This window comes from Phnomibacter sp., from assembly GCF_036803085.1.
GTDB lineage: Bacteria > Bacteroidota > Bacteroidia > Chitinophagales > Chitinophagaceae > Phnomibacter.
Genome location: NZ_DAIRUZ010000001.1, coordinates 622,878 through 643,964 on the forward strand (window position 1 = coordinate 622,878; position 21,087 = coordinate 643,964).

At 47.7% G+C, this 21,087-nt stretch carries 21 protein-coding genes and 1 tRNA gene; 14 read left to right on the plus strand and 8 right to left on the minus strand.

All coding sequences use genetic code 11. The features are described from left to right. Positions 1 to 103: 103 nt before the first annotated feature. Positions 104 to 367: a 30S ribosomal protein S18 gene (rpsR, locus tag V7Q13_RS02615; RefSeq protein ID WP_333799127.1), complete on the minus strand. Its 264-nt coding sequence runs from the start codon at positions 365 to 367 to the stop codon at positions 104 to 106. 3 nt (positions 368 to 370) lie between these two features. After that, entirely contained in the window at positions 371 to 724 is a 354-nt protein-coding gene (rpsF, locus tag V7Q13_RS02620) for a 30S ribosomal protein S6 (protein WP_333799128.1), read from the minus strand. A 198-nt stretch (positions 725 to 922) separates the two neighbouring features. Here rpsF and pxpB point away from each other — a divergent pair, with 198 nt between their 5' ends. The 11 genes from pxpB to V7Q13_RS02675 all read left to right on the plus strand — a co-directional run bounded on the left by pxpB (position 923) and on the right by V7Q13_RS02675 (position 10,797). Next, positions 923 to 1,723 (plus strand): 5-oxoprolinase subunit PxpB, encoded by an 801-nt coding sequence (gene pxpB / locus V7Q13_RS02625; protein ID WP_333799129.1) that lies wholly within the window; start codon positions 923 to 925, stop codon positions 1,721 to 1,723. Further along, positions 1,720 to 2,676 carry a biotin-dependent carboxyltransferase family protein gene (locus V7Q13_RS02630; RefSeq protein ID WP_333799130.1) on the plus strand — a complete coding sequence of 319 codons (957 nt, stop codon included), beginning with the start codon at positions 1,720 to 1,722 and terminating at the stop codon, positions 2,674 to 2,676. Before pxpB ends, V7Q13_RS02630 begins: the two co-directional genes overlap by 4 nt. A 20-nt stretch (positions 2,677 to 2,696) precedes the next feature. Beyond that, positions 2,697 to 3,455, plus strand: coding sequence for a 5-oxoprolinase subunit PxpA (locus V7Q13_RS02635; RefSeq protein WP_333799131.1), 759 nt, complete (start codon positions 2,697 to 2,699; stop codon positions 3,453 to 3,455). Continuing rightward, the gene (locus V7Q13_RS02640; RefSeq protein ID WP_333799132.1) at positions 3,448 to 4,626 is read left to right on the plus strand and encodes an NRAMP family divalent metal transporter; all 1,179 of its coding nucleotides are present in this window, start codon (positions 3,448 to 3,450) and stop codon (positions 4,624 to 4,626) included. The genes V7Q13_RS02635 and V7Q13_RS02640 overlap by 8 nt, the downstream gene beginning before the upstream one ends. A gap of 166 nt (positions 4,627 to 4,792) precedes the next feature. Continuing rightward, entirely contained in the window at positions 4,793 to 5,602 is an 810-nt protein-coding gene (locus tag V7Q13_RS02645; RefSeq protein ID WP_333799133.1) for a LiaF transmembrane domain-containing protein, read from the plus strand. Between the two features lie 38 nt (positions 5,603 to 5,640). Next, the gene (locus tag V7Q13_RS02650; protein WP_333799134.1) at positions 5,641 to 5,973 is read left to right on the plus strand and encodes a hypothetical protein; all 333 of its coding nucleotides are present in this window, start codon (positions 5,641 to 5,643) and stop codon (positions 5,971 to 5,973) included. Between the two features lie 45 nt (positions 5,974 to 6,018). Next, complete coding sequence (locus tag V7Q13_RS02655; protein ID WP_333799135.1) at positions 6,019 to 7,059, plus strand: sensor histidine kinase; 1,041 nt, start codon at positions 6,019 to 6,021, stop codon at positions 7,057 to 7,059. Next, positions 7,056 to 7,787, plus strand: coding sequence for a LytR/AlgR family response regulator transcription factor (locus V7Q13_RS02660; RefSeq protein WP_333799136.1), 732 nt, complete (start codon positions 7,056 to 7,058; stop codon positions 7,785 to 7,787). The genes V7Q13_RS02655 and V7Q13_RS02660 overlap by 4 nt, the downstream gene beginning before the upstream one ends. Before the next feature lie 40 nt (positions 7,788 to 7,827). Further along, on the plus strand, positions 7,828 to 9,069 hold the full coding sequence (locus V7Q13_RS02665; protein WP_333799137.1) for an NAD(P)/FAD-dependent oxidoreductase: 1,242 nt from the start codon (positions 7,828 to 7,830) through the stop codon (positions 9,067 to 9,069). A 152-nt stretch (positions 9,070 to 9,221) separates the two neighbouring features. Further along, on the plus strand, positions 9,222 to 10,547 hold the full coding sequence (locus tag V7Q13_RS02670; RefSeq protein ID WP_333799138.1) for a citrate (Si)-synthase, eukaryotic: 1,326 nt from the start codon (positions 9,222 to 9,224) through the stop codon (positions 10,545 to 10,547). A gap of 176 nt (positions 10,548 to 10,723) precedes the next feature. Continuing rightward, positions 10,724 to 10,797 (plus strand) — tRNA-Ala (locus tag V7Q13_RS02675). A gap of 281 nt (positions 10,798 to 11,078) precedes the next feature. Here the strand turns inward: V7Q13_RS02675 and V7Q13_RS02680 are convergent. Next, a complete protein-coding gene (locus V7Q13_RS02680) occupies positions 11,079 to 11,579 on the minus strand; it encodes a hypothetical protein (protein ID WP_333799139.1) in 501 nt (166 codons plus the stop codon). 16 nt (positions 11,580 to 11,595) lie between these two features. Here V7Q13_RS02680 and V7Q13_RS02685 point away from each other — a divergent pair, with 16 nt between their 5' ends. Continuing rightward, positions 11,596 to 12,279 (plus strand): hypothetical protein, encoded by a 684-nt coding sequence (locus tag V7Q13_RS02685; protein WP_333799140.1) that lies wholly within the window; start codon positions 11,596 to 11,598, stop codon positions 12,277 to 12,279. 113 nt (positions 12,280 to 12,392) lie between these two features. On the opposite strand, the gene V7Q13_RS02690 is transcribed toward V7Q13_RS02685, so the two are convergent. Then, a complete protein-coding gene (locus V7Q13_RS02690; protein WP_333799141.1) occupies positions 12,393 to 13,523 on the minus strand; it encodes a hypothetical protein in 1,131 nt (376 codons plus the stop codon). 331 nt (positions 13,524 to 13,854) lie between these two features. Between V7Q13_RS02690 and V7Q13_RS02695 the strand changes: the two genes are divergently transcribed. After that, complete coding sequence (locus V7Q13_RS02695) at positions 13,855 to 14,397, plus strand: hypothetical protein (RefSeq protein WP_333799142.1); 543 nt, start codon at positions 13,855 to 13,857, stop codon at positions 14,395 to 14,397. A 39-nt stretch (positions 14,398 to 14,436) separates the two neighbouring features. On the opposite strand, the gene mutS is transcribed toward V7Q13_RS02695, so the two are convergent. Further along, on the minus strand, positions 14,437 to 17,064 hold the full coding sequence (gene mutS / locus V7Q13_RS02700) for a DNA mismatch repair protein MutS (protein WP_333799143.1): 2,628 nt from the start codon (positions 17,062 to 17,064) through the stop codon (positions 14,437 to 14,439). Between the two features lie 69 nt (positions 17,065 to 17,133). Here mutS and V7Q13_RS02705 point away from each other — a divergent pair, with 69 nt between their 5' ends. After that, positions 17,134 to 17,466 (plus strand): DMT family protein, encoded by a 333-nt coding sequence (locus tag V7Q13_RS02705; protein ID WP_333799144.1) that lies wholly within the window; start codon positions 17,134 to 17,136, stop codon positions 17,464 to 17,466. A gap of 440 nt (positions 17,467 to 17,906) precedes the next feature. Here the strand turns inward: V7Q13_RS02705 and V7Q13_RS02710 are convergent, their stop codons facing one another. From V7Q13_RS02710 to V7Q13_RS02720, 3 genes are all read right to left on the minus strand, one after another. Then, positions 17,907 to 18,947, minus strand: coding sequence for a WD40/YVTN/BNR-like repeat-containing protein (locus V7Q13_RS02710; RefSeq protein WP_333799145.1), 1,041 nt, complete (start codon positions 18,945 to 18,947; stop codon positions 17,907 to 17,909). A gap of 90 nt (positions 18,948 to 19,037) precedes the next feature. Beyond that, a complete protein-coding gene (locus V7Q13_RS02715) occupies positions 19,038 to 19,955 on the minus strand; it encodes a S66 peptidase family protein (RefSeq protein ID WP_333799146.1) in 918 nt (305 codons plus the stop codon). Positions 19,956 to 19,990: 35 nt separating this feature from the next. Continuing rightward, the gene (locus tag V7Q13_RS02720) at positions 19,991 to 21,064 is read right to left on the minus strand and encodes a S66 peptidase family protein (protein ID WP_333799147.1); all 1,074 of its coding nucleotides are present in this window, start codon (positions 21,062 to 21,064) and stop codon (positions 19,991 to 19,993) included. Positions 21,065 to 21,087: the final 23 nt, after the last annotated feature.

Genomic DNA, 21,087 nt, shown 5'->3' on the forward strand with positions numbered 1-21,087 from the left:
GCCCAGCTTTCGCTGTCCTTCTGCCTTGCAGCAGAGTTAGGGAATGGTTACTGAATTGAAAACATAAAGCCGCAAGTATCGCTTACGGCTTTATGTAAGTTGCTTATTTCATCAAATCGGTTACGTAAGGCAGCAGCGCCATCTGGCGGGCCCGCTTAATAGCGTCGCTTACTTTGCGCTGAAACTTCAGGCTGTTACCGGTAATACGGCGGGGCAGCATTTTGCCCTGCTCGTTCAAAAACTTCTTCAGAAACTCGGCGTCCTTGTAGTCTACATAACGGATGCCCATTTTCTTGAAGCGGCAATATTTCTTCTGACGCTTTTCAGTACGAATGGCGGTCAGGTATTTGATTTCGTTCCGTGCCATAACTTATGCCTCCGCTTTTTCGGTTTCTGCCTTCACGCCACTTTTCTTACGTGCATTGTACTCAACGGCGTGTTTGTCGAGTTTTACGAACAGGTGACGCATTACGTTGTCGTCACGCAAAAACTGAATTTTCAGTTTTTCATTGAGGTCGGATGGCGCAGTAAATTCTACAACCCAGTACATACCAGTGGTTTTTTTCTGGATTGGGTACGCCAGTGATTTCAGTCCCCAGGGATTGCTGTTTACGATAGCACCGCCATGTTCAGTAATGAAGTCTACATACTTCTTCTGAGCGGCTGCGTAGCTTTCGTCGTTTAGCACAGGGGTAAAAATCACCATCAATTCATAATTGTTCATGATCCCTGATTGGTTTTAAAATGTTTACAATGGACACCCTTCATCGTTGTGAATCGGGGCGAATTCAGTCATTTCAGCTGAATTTGGGCGGCGAAGGTAGGAGAAACCGCCTATTTGGCAAAACAAAATTCAAGGCCAGCAAGGCTTTCGCCATAAGCAGCGGCAAATCTAGGGAGGGGGCTGTCAGCAGTTTTGCTCATGGCAGCCGCCGTTCGCCGCCCTGCGGGTTCCGTACCGGCCTTTGCCATAGGCCCTCCGGTCTGGCGCAGCCCCTCAGCTATGTATCTTTCCCCGTCAGGTCTTACATTCGAAGCCATGCTATTGCCTCCGCCTCATATTTCACCCCTCTCCGAAACCGACTGGTTGTTTCAGTTTCACACCGGCTTTTCCGTTGCAGCCAATCGGCAATTGCATGCATTGGCTACAATGTTTCGCCAGCGGCATGGCAGCTTGCTGCAAGATGTAGTAGTGGCATACGACAGCCTGCTGCTTCGGTTTCAGCACCCTCAACTACATGCCGAAGTCCGGATTAATGAAAGCCTGAAACAGTTGGCAAACATCACTTTATCCGGCTCCACAATAAGTTTGATAGAAATCCCCGTTTGCTACGATCAAGCCTTATACAACGATTTATCGGCCATGGCTGAGCAAACCAATTTAACGGTGGAAGAAATTATTGAACTGCACAGCGCAGCTACTTACCATATATATATGTTGGGCTTTTTACCCGGCTTTGCTTATTTGGGTAGTGTAGATGATCGCATTGCATTGACCCGCAAGGCGGCACCAGTGCCCGTAACAACCGGAGCGGTGGGTATTGCCGGTACGCAAACGGGTATCTATCCCACTGCAACGCCCGGCGGGTGGAATATTGTGGGCTACACGCCGCTCCAAATGTTTGATATCAATCGTGAACCGGCCTGCCTGTTACAGCCCGGCCAGCAGGTTCGTTTCGTGCCCATTTCTTTATCCGAGTATAAAAGCCTGCAATCATCATGAGTATTTTGATAGAAAAAGCGGGCTTACACGATACTGTGCAAGATGCCGGTCGCTATGGTTATGGCCATTGGGGCGTAAATACCAACGGCCCGATGGATCCATATGCGTTTGCGTTAGCAAATGCCTTACTGGGGAATGAACTGAATGCGCCTGTGCTGGAAGTACATTTTCCTGCACCTATCATTCGCTTTCAGCAACCGGCTTTGATTGCATTAACAGGGGCTAATTTTTCGGCAATGCTCGATGGAGAACCGTTGCTCACCAACCGGGCTTACCAAGTGGCAGCAGGCGCTGTGCTCCGGTTTGCACATAAAAAGCAAGGCGAAAGATGTTATCTCGCCGTGCGGCATGGCTGGCTGGTGCCACAGGTGATGGGTAGCGCAGCTACAAATCTCAAATCGGGCTTTGGTGGCTATCAGGGCAGGGCCTTAAAAGCAGGCGATTCCTTGCCTGTTAAATTGTATTTGCCCGAAAGATGCAACAGCAAAAAAATGCCCTGGTTTGTACCTGATTTTGTACCAGAAAATACAACGGAACTACCCGTACTCAAAGGCCCTGAATGGGAATGGCTGCAGGAAGATGCCCGCTACCAATTGCAGCGCAGCCGCTTTGAAGTAAGCAGAAAAGCCGACCGAACGGGCATTCATTGGTTGGGCACAGTATTGCAATTGAAGGCATCCTGCAGTATGGTGTCGTCGCCGGTGATAATGGGCGCTACGCAACTCTTGCCCTCCGGGCAATTGCTCACTCTCATGGCCGATCATCAAACCGTGGGCGGTTACCCGCGGGTGTTGCAGTTGTGCAAAGTGGCATTACCCATTTTGGCGCAGTCTTCGGCTGGCATGTCCTTCGGGTTTCAGTTTATTACTCATGCTGAAGCCATGGGTTTATACGAGCAGCAGCAAAAACATATCCGGCAAATACAACTTATGGTGCGCAGTTTCCTAACCTGATTCGCCGCTATATTTAGCCCATGCAACCAACCATTGATGTGAATGCAGATGTGGGAGAAGGAATGCCGACTGATGCTGCCCTCATTCCGCTAATTTCCTCGGCCAATATTGCCTGTAGCTACCATGCAGGCGATGCGGCTACCATTGCCACTACCATAGATTTGTGCAAGCAACACGGTGTAGCAATTGGAGCACATCCTGGCTTTGCCGACAAAGCCAATTTTGGTAGAAATGACATGATGCTACCTACGCCCGATGCATGGTATCAACTCATTGCCGAGCAGCTGAGTATTATTGAGGAAGCATGCAACAAAGCTGGCGTAAGAATGCGACATGTAAAACCTCATGGTGCCTTGTACAACATGAGTGCCCGCCTGCCGGAAATAGCTCACATCATTGCACAAGCGGTGTATGATTTTGATTCCAACCTTTTGCTGTATGGTTTGGCGGGGAGTCATTCTATCAGCGCAGCAAAAGCCATTGGCCTTACAACCGTAGATGAGTTTTTTGCAGACCGTACCTATCTATCCGATGGTTCGCTTACGCCACGCACCCAAAGCAATGCCCTGATTACAGATGATAATGTGGCTATGCAACAAGTATTGAACATTGCATTGTATGGAAAGCTGATGGCGGTAGATGGAAGTGTTATTTATCCGGCAGCAGGGGCATACAAATCCATTTGCCTGCATGGCGATGGGGCTCATGCCATTTCTTTTGCCCAACATATCGTACTTGCATTTCAGCAAAACGGTATCAACATACAGGCACATGGCTAAGCAACAACAATGGATGAGCAGCGGCATGATGGGGGCTGCTTTTTTGATGGCTACCAGTGCTATTGGGCCCGGCTTTATTACGCAAACCATAGTGTTTACCAGTCAGCAGTTGTCCAACTTTGGCTTTGTGATTTTGGTATCTATTCTCATTGACATTGTAGTACAACTCAATATCTGGAAAGCCATAGCCACAACGGGTTTGAAGGCACCGGCCTTGGCCAATCGGGTGTTGCCCGGTGCAGGAATATTGCTCACCATTATGGTAGTGGCAGGAGGGATGGTGTTTAATATTGGCAATGTTGCGGGCAGTGGGCTGGGCTTGCAAACCATGTTTGGTATTTCGGCTACATCCGGTGCTGTTATTAGCGGCGCCATTGCTATTGCGTTGTTTTTACTAAAAGAGTTTGGCAAGGCTATGGATGCATTTGCCAAGTGGCTCGGCATCCTCATGATTGTAATGGTGTTGATTGTTGCCTTTGCTACACAACCACCTGTGGGTGATATGCTGCAACATGCAGTGCTGCCTACACACATCAACTCTTTATCCATTCTCACATTGGTGGGTGGCACTGTTGGTGGCTACATCAGTTTTGCAGGTGCTCACCGCATGCTCGAAGCGCAGCAAGGCAAGCCCATGGCGGAGAAAGAAGTAACGAAAGGGGCGGTAACAGGCATCATTGTATCGGGCATCATGCGTATTGGTTTGTATGCAGCTGTATTGGGAGTAGTGGTTACCGGGTTTGTGCCCGATGCCGGCAATCCTGCCGCCAGTGTTTTTCAGCAGGCATTGGGCGACAATGGCCGCCGCATATTCGGTCTCATTTTATGGAGTGCTGCTATTACTTCTGTGGTAGGCGCTTCTTATACGTCGGTTTCTTTTTTGGAAAGCTGGCATCCGGCCATTGTCAAACATCGTCAATGGATGATCGTTGCCTTTATTATTGTTGCTACTGCAGTGTTTGCAGGTTTTGGCAATCCGGTGAAAATATTGGTGCTGGCCGGAGCCGTTAACGCATTTGTATTGCCACTGGCGTTGATACTGGTATTGCTGGCCATGTCGTATCGAAAATGGCTGCCCAACTACCGCCATCCTTTGTGGCTCAGCATCAGCGGATGGGGCATCACCGCATTGTTGTTGTACATGGCATGGCGGGCTATTGCGGCGTTGTAGTTTTTACCGTAGACTTGTTTCGGTAAATGAAGTGCACCCAAAAGCGAAACATTTTCGCCGACAAAAAAGCGGGCTTTACCGAGGCCCGAACACTACATACCTAAACCCACTTGCCTTGGGTAGATAGAGGCAGTAGGTTTGTGTTATCAAACAAAAAACAACTGTTATGTCACAGCAATTTCAACAGCCGCAAGCTCCCTTCGAACACAAACAAAAAGTCATCCCCACACAGCTCACCATTGGCTTAGTGGTAGTATTGGTGGGGTTGGGCATCTTACTCAAACGCATGGATTTTCCGTTGCCCAACTGGTTGTTTGGCTGGGAAATGATCCTCATTCTCATTGGTGTCATCACCGGTATCAATTCAAAGTTTAAAGATGTTGCGTGGATCATCCTCATCACCATTGGGCTCATTTTTTTATCGGATGATTTGTTGCCCTTCCCCGAAATCAAAAGATATATATGGCCCATCGGCATCATTGTAGTGGGCCTGGTCATTGCGTTCCGCCCCGGCTTTGGCAATCGCCGCCGCAACCATTGGATGAACGAAACTTCACCCATGCCAGCCACACAACCACTGAGCAACTTTAGCGTGGTGCCCGATGCAGCTCCCGTAAATGATGCCAACACCGTAACAGATGATGTGCTCGATGCAACCGCCGTTTTTGGTGGTGTAAAAAGAAGTGTCGTTTCCAAACGTTTTCGTGGTGGTGAAGTGGTAGCCGTATTTGGCGGTGCAGAAATCAACCTGGCGCATGCCGATTTTGAAGGCACCATCAAAATGGAAATTGTGAATGTGTTGGGTGGTACCAAACTCATTGTACCCGCCGATTGGGATGTGCAATCTGTAATGGTGGCTGTGTTTGGCGGGGTAGACGACAAGCGTTTCATCAAGCCCGAAATGATTAACCCCAACAAGAAACTGATTATAGAAGGCACCAGCTTTTTGGGTGGACTGGAAATCAAAAGTTATTAATCAGCACATCGACCCACACATTGCCAAAACATTTCGCCATGAAACCGTATCTCGTTCGCCTCATGTATCAATGCGCCGACACGCCACAGTACCAAGAGCAATGGCGGTTTATACTGGCCGACGATGCATACTGCGCCTTTTCCAAAGCCACACACATTGGCCTGCACGAAGGCCGGCACACACAATCTCCCTGGCAGTTTCGTAGTGTAACCGGTATGCTGTTGTTAGATGAAAACGCCGATGGCGCAGAATGTTTGGCACAAGTTCAACAACACACAAACACTGAAAAAATGGAACAGCAATTGCAGCAACAACAAGCTGCTTTGCTGGCCCACATAGCCGAAGAAAAGTACCGCATACTGCAGGTATGAATTCAGTAACATTGTAGTCGTTTCGTTATTCACCAAAACAATTCAGTGGCTTCTTCACCATTTACCACACCGCGGTTTCGCCGCATGTTTTTTGCCGGCTGGGCACTCTGGATGCTGGTGCATGCATGGGTGCTCTCCGCGTATGGCCTCAGCTGGAAATTGTCTGCCATTGATAGCCTCGTAAGCAATGCATTGTTACTCGGTTGCAGCTGGCTTATCAGCAATAGTCTTCGGTATTACCTGCCCGACAACAACCGCTACAGCTACCTGCTGGCGTTAACCGGTTTGGTAGCATTGCTCTGGATGCTCTTGTCTAAGCTGGTGTTGTTTATGCTGCCGGATAGTTTATCGAACTACGCATTTGTGCCGGGCAAAACTTATCCCATACGCATGGCAGTGGGCGTACTCATTTTGGGAACCAATACCCTCATACATGTGTTGTGGTACACAGTACAGCAGCAGCAGGAAGATGAAGATCGCCGTAAAGAATCGGAGGCTTTGGCGAGAGAAGTAGAACTGATGAAACTGCGGGATCAATTACATCCGCATTTTCTTTTCAATAGTTTAAACTCCATCAATGCACTCATTGTAGCCAAACCCACGCAGGCCCGCACCATGATTCAGCAACTGGCGGATTTTTTGCGGGGCACCTTGCGCAAAGAAGAAAACACCTGGAATGCACTGGCCGATGAAATCAGTCATTTGCAACTTTATCTGGATATAGAAAAAGTCCGCTTTGGACATCGCCTCAATACCGTCATCGATATTCCTGAAGCATTGAGCACTGCACAAATACCTGCTATGTTATTGCAGCCAGCGGTAGAAAATGCCATCAAATTTGGTTTGTATGATACCACCGAGCCCATCACCATCGACATCATTGCCCGGCAGGAGGGCAGTAAGCTGGTGCTGGAAATCCGCAACCCGTACGATCCGCAAACAAGTCGTCAACCTGCCGGCACAGGCTTTGGTTTACGCTCCATTCAGCGGCGCTTGCAGCTCTTGTTTGGGCAAAGCGATTTGCTCAAAACCAATGGCAGCAACGGCCTTTTTATTACCACCATCATAGTTCCGCAACCGTTATGATAAAAGCAGTAGTAATAGATGATGAACCACTGGCACGAATGGTTGTGCTGGAATATTTGCAGGCCTTTCCGCAGGTAAGCGTAGTAGCCGAATGTGGCGATGGTTTTGAAGGATTGAAAGCCATTCAACAGCATCTGCCTGCCTTGGTGTTTCTCGATATTCAAATGCCCAAAATAACCGGCTTCGAAATGCTTGAGTTATTGGATGAGCCACCTTCCATCATTTTCACCACAGCTTTCGATGAATATGCCATCAAAGCGTTTGAAGCCAGTGCGGTAGATTATTTGCTGAAACCTTTTAGCCAGGAGCGTTTCAATAAGGCCATGCAAAAATGGCTGCAACTGCAGGCCGCCCAGCAAACACATGGCTACCAACAATTAGAAGAACACATACCACAGCAGCAGGAGCGGATAGTGGTGAAAATTGGCAACAACATCCGCATCATTCCGGTGCACGATATTATCTACCTCGAAGCGGCAGATGATTATGTAAAAATTCATACAGCCGAAGGCCATTTTCTTAAGAATAAAACCATGGCTTTTTTCGAAAAACAACTCGATGCCAACCAGTTTGTACGGGTGCACCGGTCGTATCTGTTGGCCGTTCGGCACATCAGCCGCATCGACCCTTACGAACGGGAAAGTTTTCTGGCCATTCTCCGCAACGGGCAGCAAGTGCCCGTGAGCAAATCGGGCTACACCCGCCTGCGGGAAGTGCTGGGGATGTAAGTAACCTTGCCAGCTCGCTACTTCGCTGCATCTTTGAGCAGTGAAGCAATCCCGAAAACATATTGTGGTGATAGGCGGTGGTGCTGCCGGTTTTTTTTGTGCGGTAAATGTAGCCCGGCTACAACCCGACTGGCAGGTGACCATTTTGGAAAAAGGCAGCAAAGTGCTGCAAAAAGTAAAAGTGAGTGGCGGCGGCCGTTGCAATGTAACGCATGACTGCAGCTCCATTTCGGAGATGAGCAAATGCTATCCTCGGGGCGAGAAATTCGTGAAAAAACTCTTCCGGCATTTTTTTGTACCAGACAGCATTCAATGGTTTGCAGAGCGGGGCGTGGCCTTGAAAGTAGAAAAGGATGGCCGCATGTTTCCCGTAACAAACGATTCGCAAACCATCATTGAATGCTTGCTGAAAGAAGCCAACCAGTTTGGAGTGGAGTTGCTGCTGAATTTTTCAGTAAAAACACTGGCGCAAACGGAAAGCGGTGGCTGGCAAATTACTGCCGACAATGGTCGCAGCATCCATGCCGATGCATTGTGCATCGCCACCGGCGGCTTTCCCAAGTTGGAGCAATTTGCATGGTTGCAGCAATCTACCGGGCATACAGTGGTGCCGCCCGTTCCGTCATTGTTCACGTTCAATTTGCCCAAGCATCCCATCACCCAACTCATGGGCGTAGCCACGCCTGCCAAAGTGCGGATAGCGGGTTTCAAAGAAGAGTCGGAGGGACCGCTGCTCATTACCCACTGGGGTTTGAGTGGCCCGGCCGTGTTGCGGATGTCGGCATTTGCCGCCCGTCATTTACACGAGAACGAATATAAGTTTACCGCCCTCATCAACTGGCTGCCTTACTGGAATGAAACCAGCCTGAGGGAGGCCATCATTCAACACCGGCAGGCGCATGGTTCGCAACTCGTCATCAATACGCCCTGGTTTGGTTTGCCGGCCAGGTTGCTGGAATTTTTATTGCAGGAAGCAGGCATTGCCCCACAACAGCGCTGGGCCGATTTGCCCGCTACACAGCAAAATGCATTAGTAAAAAAACTATGCAGTTATGAATGTGCAGCCAGCGGCAAAACCACTTTTAAAGATGAATTTGTAACGGCTGGTGGTATTGATACAGCCGAGCTATCGCCCGACACGATGCAAAGCAAAAAAGCGTCTAACCTCTGCTTCGCCGGCGAAATCATCAACGTGGATGGCATTACGGGTGGCTACAATTTTCAGCATGCATGGAGCTCCGGTTTTGTAGCAGCGAAGACGATTGCGGAACAAACAGTATGAAGAAATGAATAAGCAACAGTTATGAAATATGAAAATTCTCAAAATGTGGAACAATCGTTTTCAGTAGCTGTTATTGCTTGGGCGCATTCAATTAACTTTGGAGCCCTTCCAACACAGTAATATTCAGGAATTTATCTAAATACGATTAACACATGGGCATTTTAAAGGAACGATTCAGAGCCAAAGCCGATATCGCCTCTGCTGAAATCAAATCGATTTTGAAAGAGCATGGCGGAAAGAAAATCGGAGAAGTAACCTTATCACAAATCTACCAGGGCATGCGGGGTATCACCGGCCTGGTTACCGAAACTTCATTGCTCGACGCACAGGAAGGCATCCGTTTTCGCGGCTACAGCATTCCTGAGCTTCGCGAAAAACTGCCCAAAGTGCCCGGCGGTACCGAACCGCTTCCTGAAGGATTGTTTTACCTGATGCTCATTGGTGAAATACCCACCGAAGAAGATGTGCAGCATGTAACCGATGTGTTGCAGCGCAAGAGCCACGTGCCCAACCACGTGTTCAAAATCATCGACTCCATGCCACTCACCACGCACCCCATGACCATGTTTGTAACGGGTGTAATGGCTTTGCAAACGGAGAGCTGCTTTATGAAGCGCTACAGCCAGGGCATGTCGAAAAAAGATTACTGGGAAGCCACTTTTGATGACAGCCTGATTTTGCTGGCCCGTTTGCCTCGTTTGGCTGCTTATATCTATCGGCGTAAATACCACAACGGTGAAGACATTACCCCCGATGGTATGATGGACTGGAGTGGTAACCTGGCACACATGCTCGGCTTCAACGACGATAAGTTTAAAGAACTGATGCGTTTGTACATGACCATCCACGCCGACCACGAAGGTGGCAACGTGAGTGCTCATACCACGCACCTTGTTGGTTCTGCCCTCAGCGATCCTTACCTGGCCTACGCCGCCGGTATGAACGGCCTTGCCGGACCGCTGCACGGCCTTGCCAATCAGGAAGTGATTAAGTGGATTTTTGAAATGCAGGAAAAGCTGGGCACCGATTTGCCCACGCATGACCAGATAGAAAACTACGTACGCCAAACCCTGTCGGAAGGAAAAGTAGTGCCCGGCTATGGCCACGCTGTATTGCGCCAAACCGACCCCCGCTATACAGCACAAATGGAGTTTGGTAAAAAGTACATGCGGGAAGACAAGCTCTGCCGTACTGTATGGAAGATTTATGAAGTAGTACCACCCATTTTGGAAAGCCTCGGCAAGGTGAAAAACCCCTGGCCAAACGTAGATGCGCATAGCGGTGCGCTGCTGGTACACTTCGGCATGAAGGAGTACGAGTTCTACACCGTGCTCTTTGCTGTAAGCCGTGCCATGGGTGTATTGGCCAGCCTCATTTGGGACCGTGCACTGGGCTTGCCCATTGAGCGTCCGAAGAGTGTAACCACCGATTTGGTGAAGAAATGGCTGAATGGTGAAGATGAAATTTGGGGTGAATAATTCGCCCTTGTGATACCCAAAAAATACCGGCAGTACATGCCGGTATTTTTTTTGAAAAGATATTTTGGTGAATTGATTTGTGCCCCTATTTTTGCCGCCCATTCAGGGGGATTAGCTCATCCCGATAGCTATCGGGAGGCTGGTAAAAAAAGCTTGAATGGAAGTTCTTACAAGAAGGGGGATTAGCTCAGCTGGCTAGAGCGCTTGCATGGCATGCAAGAGGTCATCGGTTCGACTCCGTTATCCTCCACATCAAAAAGAAAGGTTCACATTTTGTGAGCCTTTTTTGTTTGATACAAGTCAGCATGCTGTGGCGCCTCGACTAAGTCGAGGAGGTCATCGGTTCTCCCGATAGCTATCGGGAACTGGCGCAAGTGTGCTGCTCAGCAGGCCACTTGTGCCAGTTCAAATTTGCCCGATTGTATCGGGCGTTTCATAGACTGATTATGATTCTTCTGTTTACCCTTGATGTAAAATAATCCGGACACAGTCCGGCAGGTTTCTGTAGTCACAAGTGTTCCGCCTCGAGGGTTAATCTACATGCAGTAATCGCCAGGTACCTGATGCTAACATTTCGTAGGTGGCAACTGGCGTATGGTACTCTTGTTCGATGATTTCCCATTTACCATCAAATTGATTCAGTTCCTTATTGAAGGAACCTTCATAAAAAACAGTATGCCCCGGAATATCTTCAGCTGCAAAGCTGTTGCCCCATTCATCTATTTCCAGATAATGGGCATAGGTCTTTTTAAAACTAATCAAATTGCCTTCCAAAAAGCCTTCTACAATGGCAACTTCACCTTCAGCGCCAACGCCATCCCAATCAATAATTTTTCCAGAAAAGACGCCGTTGTTGTACTGCTCAATAAACAATCTGAATTCTACTTCCTGACCTTCCAGTAATTGGCCATAAGAAGCTCCATATGTATAGAAGCCTTGCCACTGTCCGACTGATAATTGGATATTCATTGTTTGAGTGGATAAATGTACTGGAATCATCCTTTCTAAGCAGGCGAGGAGTAAGGAAAGCATTTCGTATTTTCCATGAATGAAGCAACTTGTTTTGGTATCGTTGATGCTGATAGCCGGCCGGGTGCTGGGGCAAACCGCTGCGGCACAGTCGAACCCGTTTTTGATGAAGATTGATGAAATGGGCCGGGTGTTGCCCAATGTGGGCAAAGACAACGTGAAGGGATTTCCCTTTTTGCACGAAGTAACCGCCAAGGGATGGGTGAAACTCAAAAACGGCAACCGGGTGAGTGGCTTCGATTTGCAGGTGGATTTGTACAACAATGCGTTGTATTTCATCTTCAACGGGCAGTATTACCAGTTTGCCGAACCCGTGGCAGAATGCCAACTGGCTTTCCCCGACAACGACGACTCGTTGAGGTACCAGTTCCGTACGGGCTATCCGGTTTTTCGCGACAGACCGGCTACCACTTTGTACCAGGTGCTGGCAGATGGGCCCCGCTACCAATTGCTCAATTACATCCGCAAAAACAAAGTGGATATTGCTACCTACGGCACCACCATCAATCAGGAGTACAAGCAAACCAGCGAATGGTGCCTGTATGATGTACAAGCACAACAGCTGCAACCTGTGTCGAAGAAAACCAATCCTGCGACTGTTATCCGCCATCCATTGTTGGCCGCCTATCTGCAACAGGCAGGCAAACCCAAATCAGAACAAGACTGGATGGCTTTATTGGCGTACATCAATACGCATGAGTGATGTGAGTCTATTCACCAATCCGGAAACAGTCCGGCAGTTTGCACATTCACCAGTGACCCGCTTGGGCGGAACACTGGCGGTAGCAGGGGAAGCTGGGGTAGAAGAGGGTATAATTAATGATTGAGCCATTCCCTATACTGATCATCATCATCAAATGCATCACGAGCAGTCCAATCATTATGCCAACGTGAATTATCTTTTTCCCGCCACTGTTCCATAATCCCTCTATTACTAGAGATTAACTTCAAAAGAAAAAGCTTGTTCCTATTTGTGGCAAATAATTTATACCAAATAGAGTTAACTATTTCGGATTTATCAGAATCGATATACAACGACATGAAACCCACAAAATACATTTCATTTAAAATAAACTCAGGTTTGCTTTGAACTAGCCAAAGCAAATAATCAGGAGGCACTTCATAAATTAGTTTGCCGCTATGCATTCCAAACTTAATCTTTTCATAAGGATGATATTTCTCAAATCTCCACTCCAAATTAAGATCCTTATTTAAAGAAAGTATTTTGTGAACGCTTGGGTAAGCAAAAATATCCCTTGAAATAATTTCTATGATTCTATCATATTCAAAACTTAATTTGGATTCGTTAATACGGCCATATGGATTATCTACTGGAAAACTGAAATCAAAACAGAATTTATCACTTTGGACGTAGAAGTAGCCTTGAGTTAAAAATTCGTGGAAATAGAACTGGGGATAACCAGGGTTGTAACAAACTGCACCTTGATCTCTTGACATCAAGGCGAAAAAATTAAGATGAATAGAAGTAAGCTCTTCAAGAATATTAATCGTTCTCGGATAATACTTAATGTCTTCCGGACAATGGTCAATTAATATAGACAAGCATCTCTTGATCTCCAGTTTATGAGTTTCGCTGCTGAAGAATTCATAAAAATCCAGGAAATAACAATCGTGAATAGCAGCCAGAATCTCGGATGTATTTTTGCCTTCAATAATACTTTCAAAAGTATTAGATATCAATTCAGTGAGATCTATGCGATTTTGAGTTAATTGCCGATTTCCGAGACGCTTTAAATCATCTTCAATTTCTTGAAGCAGAGGAGCACACAATAGTAATTCAATGATTTCATTTACAATTCTTACACGTTCTTGCTTGTCAATATCTTGATTAATTAAAATGCTATCGAATATGCTTTTCCAAGATTTACTTGGAAACCATATAGCTTTAGAAGGGCCATATATTCCTATCATTCCTCTGTAGCTCATTAATTGGCAGGTATTTAAGGATTAATTAAAGTGGTTAATGAAAAAAAATATCGAATGAAGAATGAGACATTAGCTCACTTTTCGTTCAAATCCCAAGTTAACTTTTTTAGAACTCATTGTTTGAGCAAAAAACACAGAAATTCTACAATTCGACCTGCCCTTTACCTTTAATAACAACCATCGAGCACATATCTTGGAGAGTGAAAAAGAGAAATCAGGGCAGAAGAAGAATTGAATTTAATAAGTATTTTGGGCATAATGGTGTGATGCTTATTTAATTCATAAATACGTTTACACATAATCTTCAAACCGATTCAAAATGTGAATAGAGATGAAAAAGCCAATTTTAAATGTTGAGTATTTAATTCAATTTGTTTCCTCTAACTCTTTGCCGAATAGCCAGCAATTATTACCAGATGATATTCAACTCTCTAATCAAGAAAAATCAAAGATTTACCAAGAACTCTTGGACAACCTTGCGTTTAGTGATTACTCACAACGAGCCATTGAAGAACTTAAGGCTATATTACGGGTCAACAAATCGTTAGAGCAATCGAGTGTAAAGAAATGGATAAAGAAACATATTGATTTTTTCGATGAGAATTTATGCCTCTTTGGAATTGATTACTTAGATCCAGAAAACCATGATTATGAAAATATTCGCTTGCCTGCCCTAAACGAATATGTGGACAAAACTCCGTTTCTTCCAATTATTCATTTTTGGGAATGTATGTTGCTGCTTTATAGTAAACATTATCATCTTGATTTAGAAGCTAGACCAGTAGATGAAGTGAATAGTTATTATTTCACAGCTCCTTACCCAGGCGAATCAAAGGATATAGAAAAGATTCTGAACTACATAAGCCTAACTTAAAAAAAATAATCCAACTGACTGTATCAATAAAATGCAGCTTTACTTCAATTTGTTTTTAATCTCGTTGAGTTTCAGCAAGGCTTCTACCGGCGTCAATCTGTTGATATCTACTGCCTCGAGCATGCTGCGGATGTCGGTAAATACTTCGGTATGCGCATCAAAAATGCTGAGCTGCATTTGCGCATCGGTTTTGGGGGCTTGCAGCTGTTTTACTTTTTGCTGCATGCTTTGTCCTTCCTCGTTGTCGTGGGCATGTTTGGTTTCCAGCCAGCTCAGTATTTCATTGGCACGGTCTATGAGTGTTGGCGGCATGCCTGCCAGCTTGGCTACATGTATACCAAAGCTGTGGGTACTGCCACCCGGCGCCAGTTTGCGCAGAAAAATAATTTTGTTGCCCACTTCGCGGTTGGTGATGTGGTAGTTTTTAATCCGCGGTAGTTTTTCTTCCAGCTCGTTCAGTTCGTGGTAGTGGGTGGCAAACAAGGTTTTGGGTGCCTGCGGGCAGTGGTGCAAATACTCCGCAATGCTCCAAGCTATGCTGATGCCATCGTAGGTGCTGGTGCCACGGCCAATTTCGTCGAGCAATACCAAACTGCGGCTGCTGAGGTTATTGATGATGCTGGCGGTTTCATTCATCTCCACCATAAACGTGCTCTCGCCACCACTCAGGTTGTCGCTGGCACCCACCCGGGTAAATATTTTATCGGTGAGTGGAATTTGCGCCTCTGTAGCCGGCACAAAACTACCCATGTGTGCCATCAGGGTGACCAAGGCTGTTTGGCGTAGCAAGGCACTTTTACCACTCATGTTGGGGCCGGTCAAAATAATGATTTGCTGTCCTTCGGGGTCGAGGTCAATATCGTTGGCCACGTATTGCTCTCCGGCAGCCAGTGTTCTTTCAATCACCGGGTGGCGGGCATCTTTTATCATCAATGCGCCGCCGTTGTGGAGTACCGGTTTGCGGTATTGGTATTGCAAGGCATTGGCCGCAAAACAACAAAGGCAATCGAGTATCCCCAATACCTGACCGTTTGTTTGCAGGGGCGCCATATAATCTTGCAGCTCACGGAGCAGTTCATCAAACAAGCCCTGCTCAATGGCGAGTATTTTTTCTTCGGCGCCGGTTATTTTTTCCTCGTAGGTTTTCAGCTCCGGGGTAATGTAGCGTTCGGCATTCACCAGCGTTTGCTTGCGTATCCAGCTGTCGGGCACTTTGCTTTTGTGGGCATTGGTTACCTCCAGGTAGTAGCCAAACACATTGTTGAAACCCACTTTCAACGAGCTGATGCCAGTTTGCTCTGCTTCGCTTTGCTGCAGGCGGGCCAGGTAGTTTTTGCCATCGGAGGCTATGCTGCGCAGCTCATCCAGTTCGGCATGCACACCGGTGGCAATGAGGTTGCCCTTGCCGGCTGCCACCGGCGGATTGTCGACCAGTGTACGCCGTATATTGTCCGACAATAACGGACATGGATTTAAGGCATCGGCCAGCCTTTGCAAATAATCATTGTTTTGCTGGCTCAGACTTTGCTTGAGCACCTCAATTTGCTGCAGGCCTTTGGCCAAATGCAATACTTCCCGTGGGTTGATTTTTTTGAGCGGCACTTTGCTCACCAGTCGCTCCACATCGCCGCACTGCTTTACTGATGCCTGCACTTGCTGGCGGGTATCGGTATGGGATATCAGCCATTCCACGGCATCCAGCCGCTGATTGATTTTGCCGATATCGCTGAGGGGCATCAGCAGCCAGCGTTTCAGCAGGCGGGCACCCATGGGCGACACTGTATTGTCGAGCACATCGAGCAGACAGCGTTGGTCGCTGCTGCCATTGCCCACCAGTTCGAGGTTGCGAATGGTAAAGCGGTCCATCCACATGTGCTCATCGCGGTTGATGCGTTGCACATGCGTAATATGTTGCAGGTTGGGATGCTCTGTTTCTTTGAGGTAATGAAAAATGGCACCGGCGGCTATGATGCCATGGCTCATTTCTTCCACCCCAAAACCTTTGAGGCTGTGGGTGCCAAAATGCCGCAGCATGTTCTCCCGGGCAAAGGCTTCATCAAAAATCCATTCGTCCAGCGCATAAGTGTAAAAGCGGTGACCAAAGGTTTCTTTGAAACGCTTTTGGTACTGCCGTTGAAAAACCACTTCGGCGGGCTGCAGGCTTTGCAGTAGTTTGTCGGCGTATTCTTTATCGCCTTCGGCAATGAAAAATTCGCCGGTAGAAATATCGAGAAAGGCGAGGCCAATTTGATTGTCGTCTTTGAAATGCAGGCCCGCCAAAAAGTTATTGCGGTTGTGTTCGAGCAGTTTGTCGTTGGTGGCTACGCCGGGCGTTACCAGTTCGGTTACGCCACGTTTCACAATGCCTTTTACCGTTTTGGGGTCTTCCAGCTGATCGCAGATGGCAACCCGGTAACCGGCTTTTACCAGCTTGTGCAGGTAGGTATCCAGGGCATGGTGCGGAAAGCCGGCCAGTTCATTTTCGCTGGCGCTGCCATTGTTGCGTTTGGTGAGGGTGATGCCCAGCACCTGGCTGGCCACCACGGCATCTTGCCCGAAGGTTTCGTAAAAATCGCCTACGCGGAACAGCAGGATTGCATCGGGATATTTTTGCTTGATTGCCCGGTGCTGCTGCATCAATGGAGTATCTGAACTGCCTTTTGCCATGGGCGCCAAAAATAGGGTAGTGGTCAGGCTGATTGGCGCTACTTTGCAAGCCAATTATACACATCTTTTATGCGTACCATTTTCTTGCTGCTGGCCTCCAATATTTTCATGACCATTGCCTGGTACGGCCACCTCAAAAACAACAACATTCCTTTGTGGAAAGCTATTTTGGTGAGCTGGGGCATTGCGTTTTTTGAGTACTGCCTCATGGTGCCGGCCAACCGCTTTGGCTACACGTTGTCGGGCTTTTCGGCTTTTCAGCTCAAGATTATTCAGGAAGTGATAACGCTGCTGGTGTTTACGGTGTTTGCCGTGCTGGTGCTGAAAGAAAAATTGGAGTGGCGCTACCTCGCCAGCTTTGCCTGCATTATGGGAGCGGTGTATTTCGCTTTTAAGAAGTAGGGAGGAAAAGAAAGGGGCCGCCTGCATCCCGCAAACGACCCCGGTTTCCCTGCTGCTTTACAGAATGATAGATGGGGATGAAAAGCGAAGGTTTAAAACCGGGGTAGAAATTTTTTATGGGACACGAAAGATGGGACGCGGATTGTAGGGATGAATACCGATGAGCACGGATTGTGAAATACTGTCGCAGACCTCCCGGCCTGTGACGGTTGCGTTACTAAACTCCGATGTAAGTACAGCAAGATTGCTGGCCGCAGATTCACGGATTTATCTTTGGCTTGATTTGTACAATTACAATCAGTGCATTCGTGGCTGAAAAAAATCCTTGCCACCGAGGCTCAGGTTATTTGGCTTGAAGGTTGATTGATTAAATGAGTAACCATTCGTCACAGGCCCGGAGGCCTGCGACAGAAAACCTCTGTGCCTCTGTGCGAAAAAACTCACTCCTCCAAACGACCTACATACCCTCTGGCGCCTGCCAGCAACACCAGTTTTCCTTTTTTAGCCCGCTGTGCTACATGATACGGATGCTTATTAAGGTGTTGCCACACGGGCAATTGACCGGGGCTGAAAACCGCTTTTTGTTGAGTGATAGAAACACCCGGAACACCAGATGCAATCAGTCGGCCATCGGCCAGTTCGGCAATGCAGCTGGCGTAGCCGCTGAACGCCGGCACCGGTTGGTGTGGCGTGGGCCATTGTGGCGACATCACCGCCAGATTGCTGTCACTCACCTGTGGCGAAGTGTAGTTGCCAGCGGCCATTACAAAACCGCCACCATGCCATAAGATGCTGTTGCCACCCGTCATTGTTTGGCCTTGGGTAAGGGCTACTTTGCCGCCAAATTGTTGGTTGACGGTCAGGTCGAACAGGTGGAGCTTGCTCACTTTGCCCCCGGTAACAAAAGCACCCCGCAGATTGCCGGGCTCGGGCACCAGCAAAATATTGGTGCCACTGGCGGCAAAGCAGGCTTCGCCGGGTTCTGCTTTGGGCCGGGCCTGTATGGGTACTTCGGTCCAGCTGCGGCCAGCGTCGGTGGTTTGCAGCATCCAGAAAAAGCCGTCGATGGGATCGCCAAGGCATACGCCGGTATCGCCGGCAAAAGCCATGGCATCGAGAAACATGCCGGGCAAATCTGACCGGTAAACGGTTTGCCAGCTTTGGCCACCATCGCTGGTGCGGAGGATGATACCCGGACTATCCACCGCCATGGCTACCGCGGTTTGGGCATCAAAGCCTTCAATATCCCGGAAGTCGCGTTGCTCAAAACCTTTGGGGTGCAGCCATTGCCAGTGTTGGCCACCGTTGGTACTGCGGCCAATGGTGCCGCGGCTGCCACTTACCCAGGCCACCGAATCATTCACCACACTCAACCCCCGAAAAGAAACATTGCGTTGGCTGCTGTCCATCACCACAATTGATTGTGCCATACCCATGGTATGCATCAGGCAAAAGGAAATGAGTAAGAGAAAATATTTCATGAAATGAAGATGAGGATTTGAGCAGGAAAATTTTTGCAGCGCAAACAGGATGGTAGTGTTATTGACATGTTCACTACTTGCTTAGCTGTATCACAACTCTTTGAGCGTTACTTTTTGTTTACCAACTTGTAAAGCAAATGTTGCACCTACTTTCAGTGCCACATTTTCTTTTTCGTGGCTTACGGGGAAGCCAAAGCAAACAGGGTAGTTGTAAGCCGCAATGCGATGCGCAATGATTTCATCAATGGTATTGCCGAATGGAGTAGTAGTGTCTTTGTTGTCGGTGAAGCCGCCAATAATTAAGCCCGCCAATGATTTGAGTTTGCCAGCTCTGTCTAATTGCAACAACATACGGTCAACATTGTAGAGGTATTCGCCCACATCTTCCAGAAATAAAATTTTCCCTTTCGTATCTACATCGCTGGGCGTACCAATTTGATGAGCCATTAAACTCAAATTGCCGCCAATTAATTGTCCGCTGGCTTTGCCTTGTTTATTGCAGGCATGCACGGCACAAGTATAATTCGCGTTCTTTCCTGTAAGGGCTTTGCGCAGGCTTTGTACATATTCATCTTGGGCGCCACCATCGTTAAAAGCATTGGCCATAGGTGCATGCAAACTAGCTGTGCGGAGTTTGGCAATCAGGAAACTATGCAACACAGTGATGTCGCTAAAACCAATGATCCACTTGGGATGCTGGCGAAATTTTTTCCAATTGAGTTGATCGATGATGCGACTGGTGCCGTATCCACCACGGCCACACAAAATGGCATCCACCGTTGGATCGTCTATCATCTGTTGTAGGTCTTGCAATCGTTCAGCATCGGTGCCTGAAAAATAATAGTGCTGATGGCCTACCGTTTTGCCCAGCCTTACCTGAAAGCCCCACGATTGCAGGGTTTGCTGGCAGGTCAGTGTTTTTGCAGCGGGCATATAACCGGCGGGGCAAACAATGCCAACAGTGGCGCCTTTGCGTAAATACGGGGGAGTGATGATTGCTTTTGCCATCAGAAAAAATTGATGGCGAAAGATAAGGAGAATGGCTATGGTAAAATTTCAGGAGGCACTAGCAAACTGTCAATATCGGGTAATGGAATGAGTGGCAATGTAGAAGAAACTTCGGTGAGAGAACCTCCGGTTTCTGTCACCCGAAATGTATAGTAAATGCCAAGCTTCAACGCCATGTTGTTGCGAATATGGCCAGCAGGAAAATTGAAACACACCGGAAAGTTTTTGTCAGCTACTTTTTCAAAAATGATTTCTTCTACACTCATGGCAAAAGGCGTTTCGGCATCTGATTTTGTAGCCGTAATACCGCCAATAATGAGGCCTGCTAACTTATCCAGTTTGCCGCTTCTTTTCAGCGACATCATCATTCTGTCAAGCGTGTATTTGTATTCGCTTACTTCTTCCAGAAACAGAATTTTACCATCCGTATCTAACGAACTTTTACTGCCGAGCATGGCGGCTACCAAACTCAGGTTGCCACCTACCAGCATGCCCGTGGTTTGGCCCTTGCGGTTGAGGCCAAATGCCGGGCTGCGGTATTCAAAACGTTTGCCTGAAATCACTTGCTTTAAAGAAAACGTGCTGATGTCTTCAATGGCTTTGAAACCATTCACCATATCGCCATGAATGGTGGGCAAACCAAACTGTGCATGTACATGGCAATGAATGGCGGTGATATCGCTGTAGCCCACCAACCATTTCGGGTTTTTGCGTAGCGATGTCCAATCCACCCGGTCCATCATGCGCATGGCACCATAGCCGCCACGGGCAAATAAAATGGCTTTAATGGAAGGATCGTCGAGCATGAGTTGCACATCGGCCGCCCGTTCGGCATCGCTACCGCCAAAGCGTTCCCAAACCTGGCCTACGGTATTGCCTACACACACTTCGTAGCCCCATTTTTTGAGGGCCGAACTACAGTTGAGCATATCCTTCATTTCTAGCGGGCTGGCAGGGCAGGTAATGCCAATAATATCTCCCGGTTGGAGGTATGGCGGTTGTGCCAGGCTACGCACCACTGGTGGGTCGGGCATGGCCATGGCGGTGGTGCCGGCTGTAACTGCGGCTGCAGTACCCAATACGTTTTTGAGAAAATGCTTTCTGTTCATGAATGTTGCATAGCGAATGTACA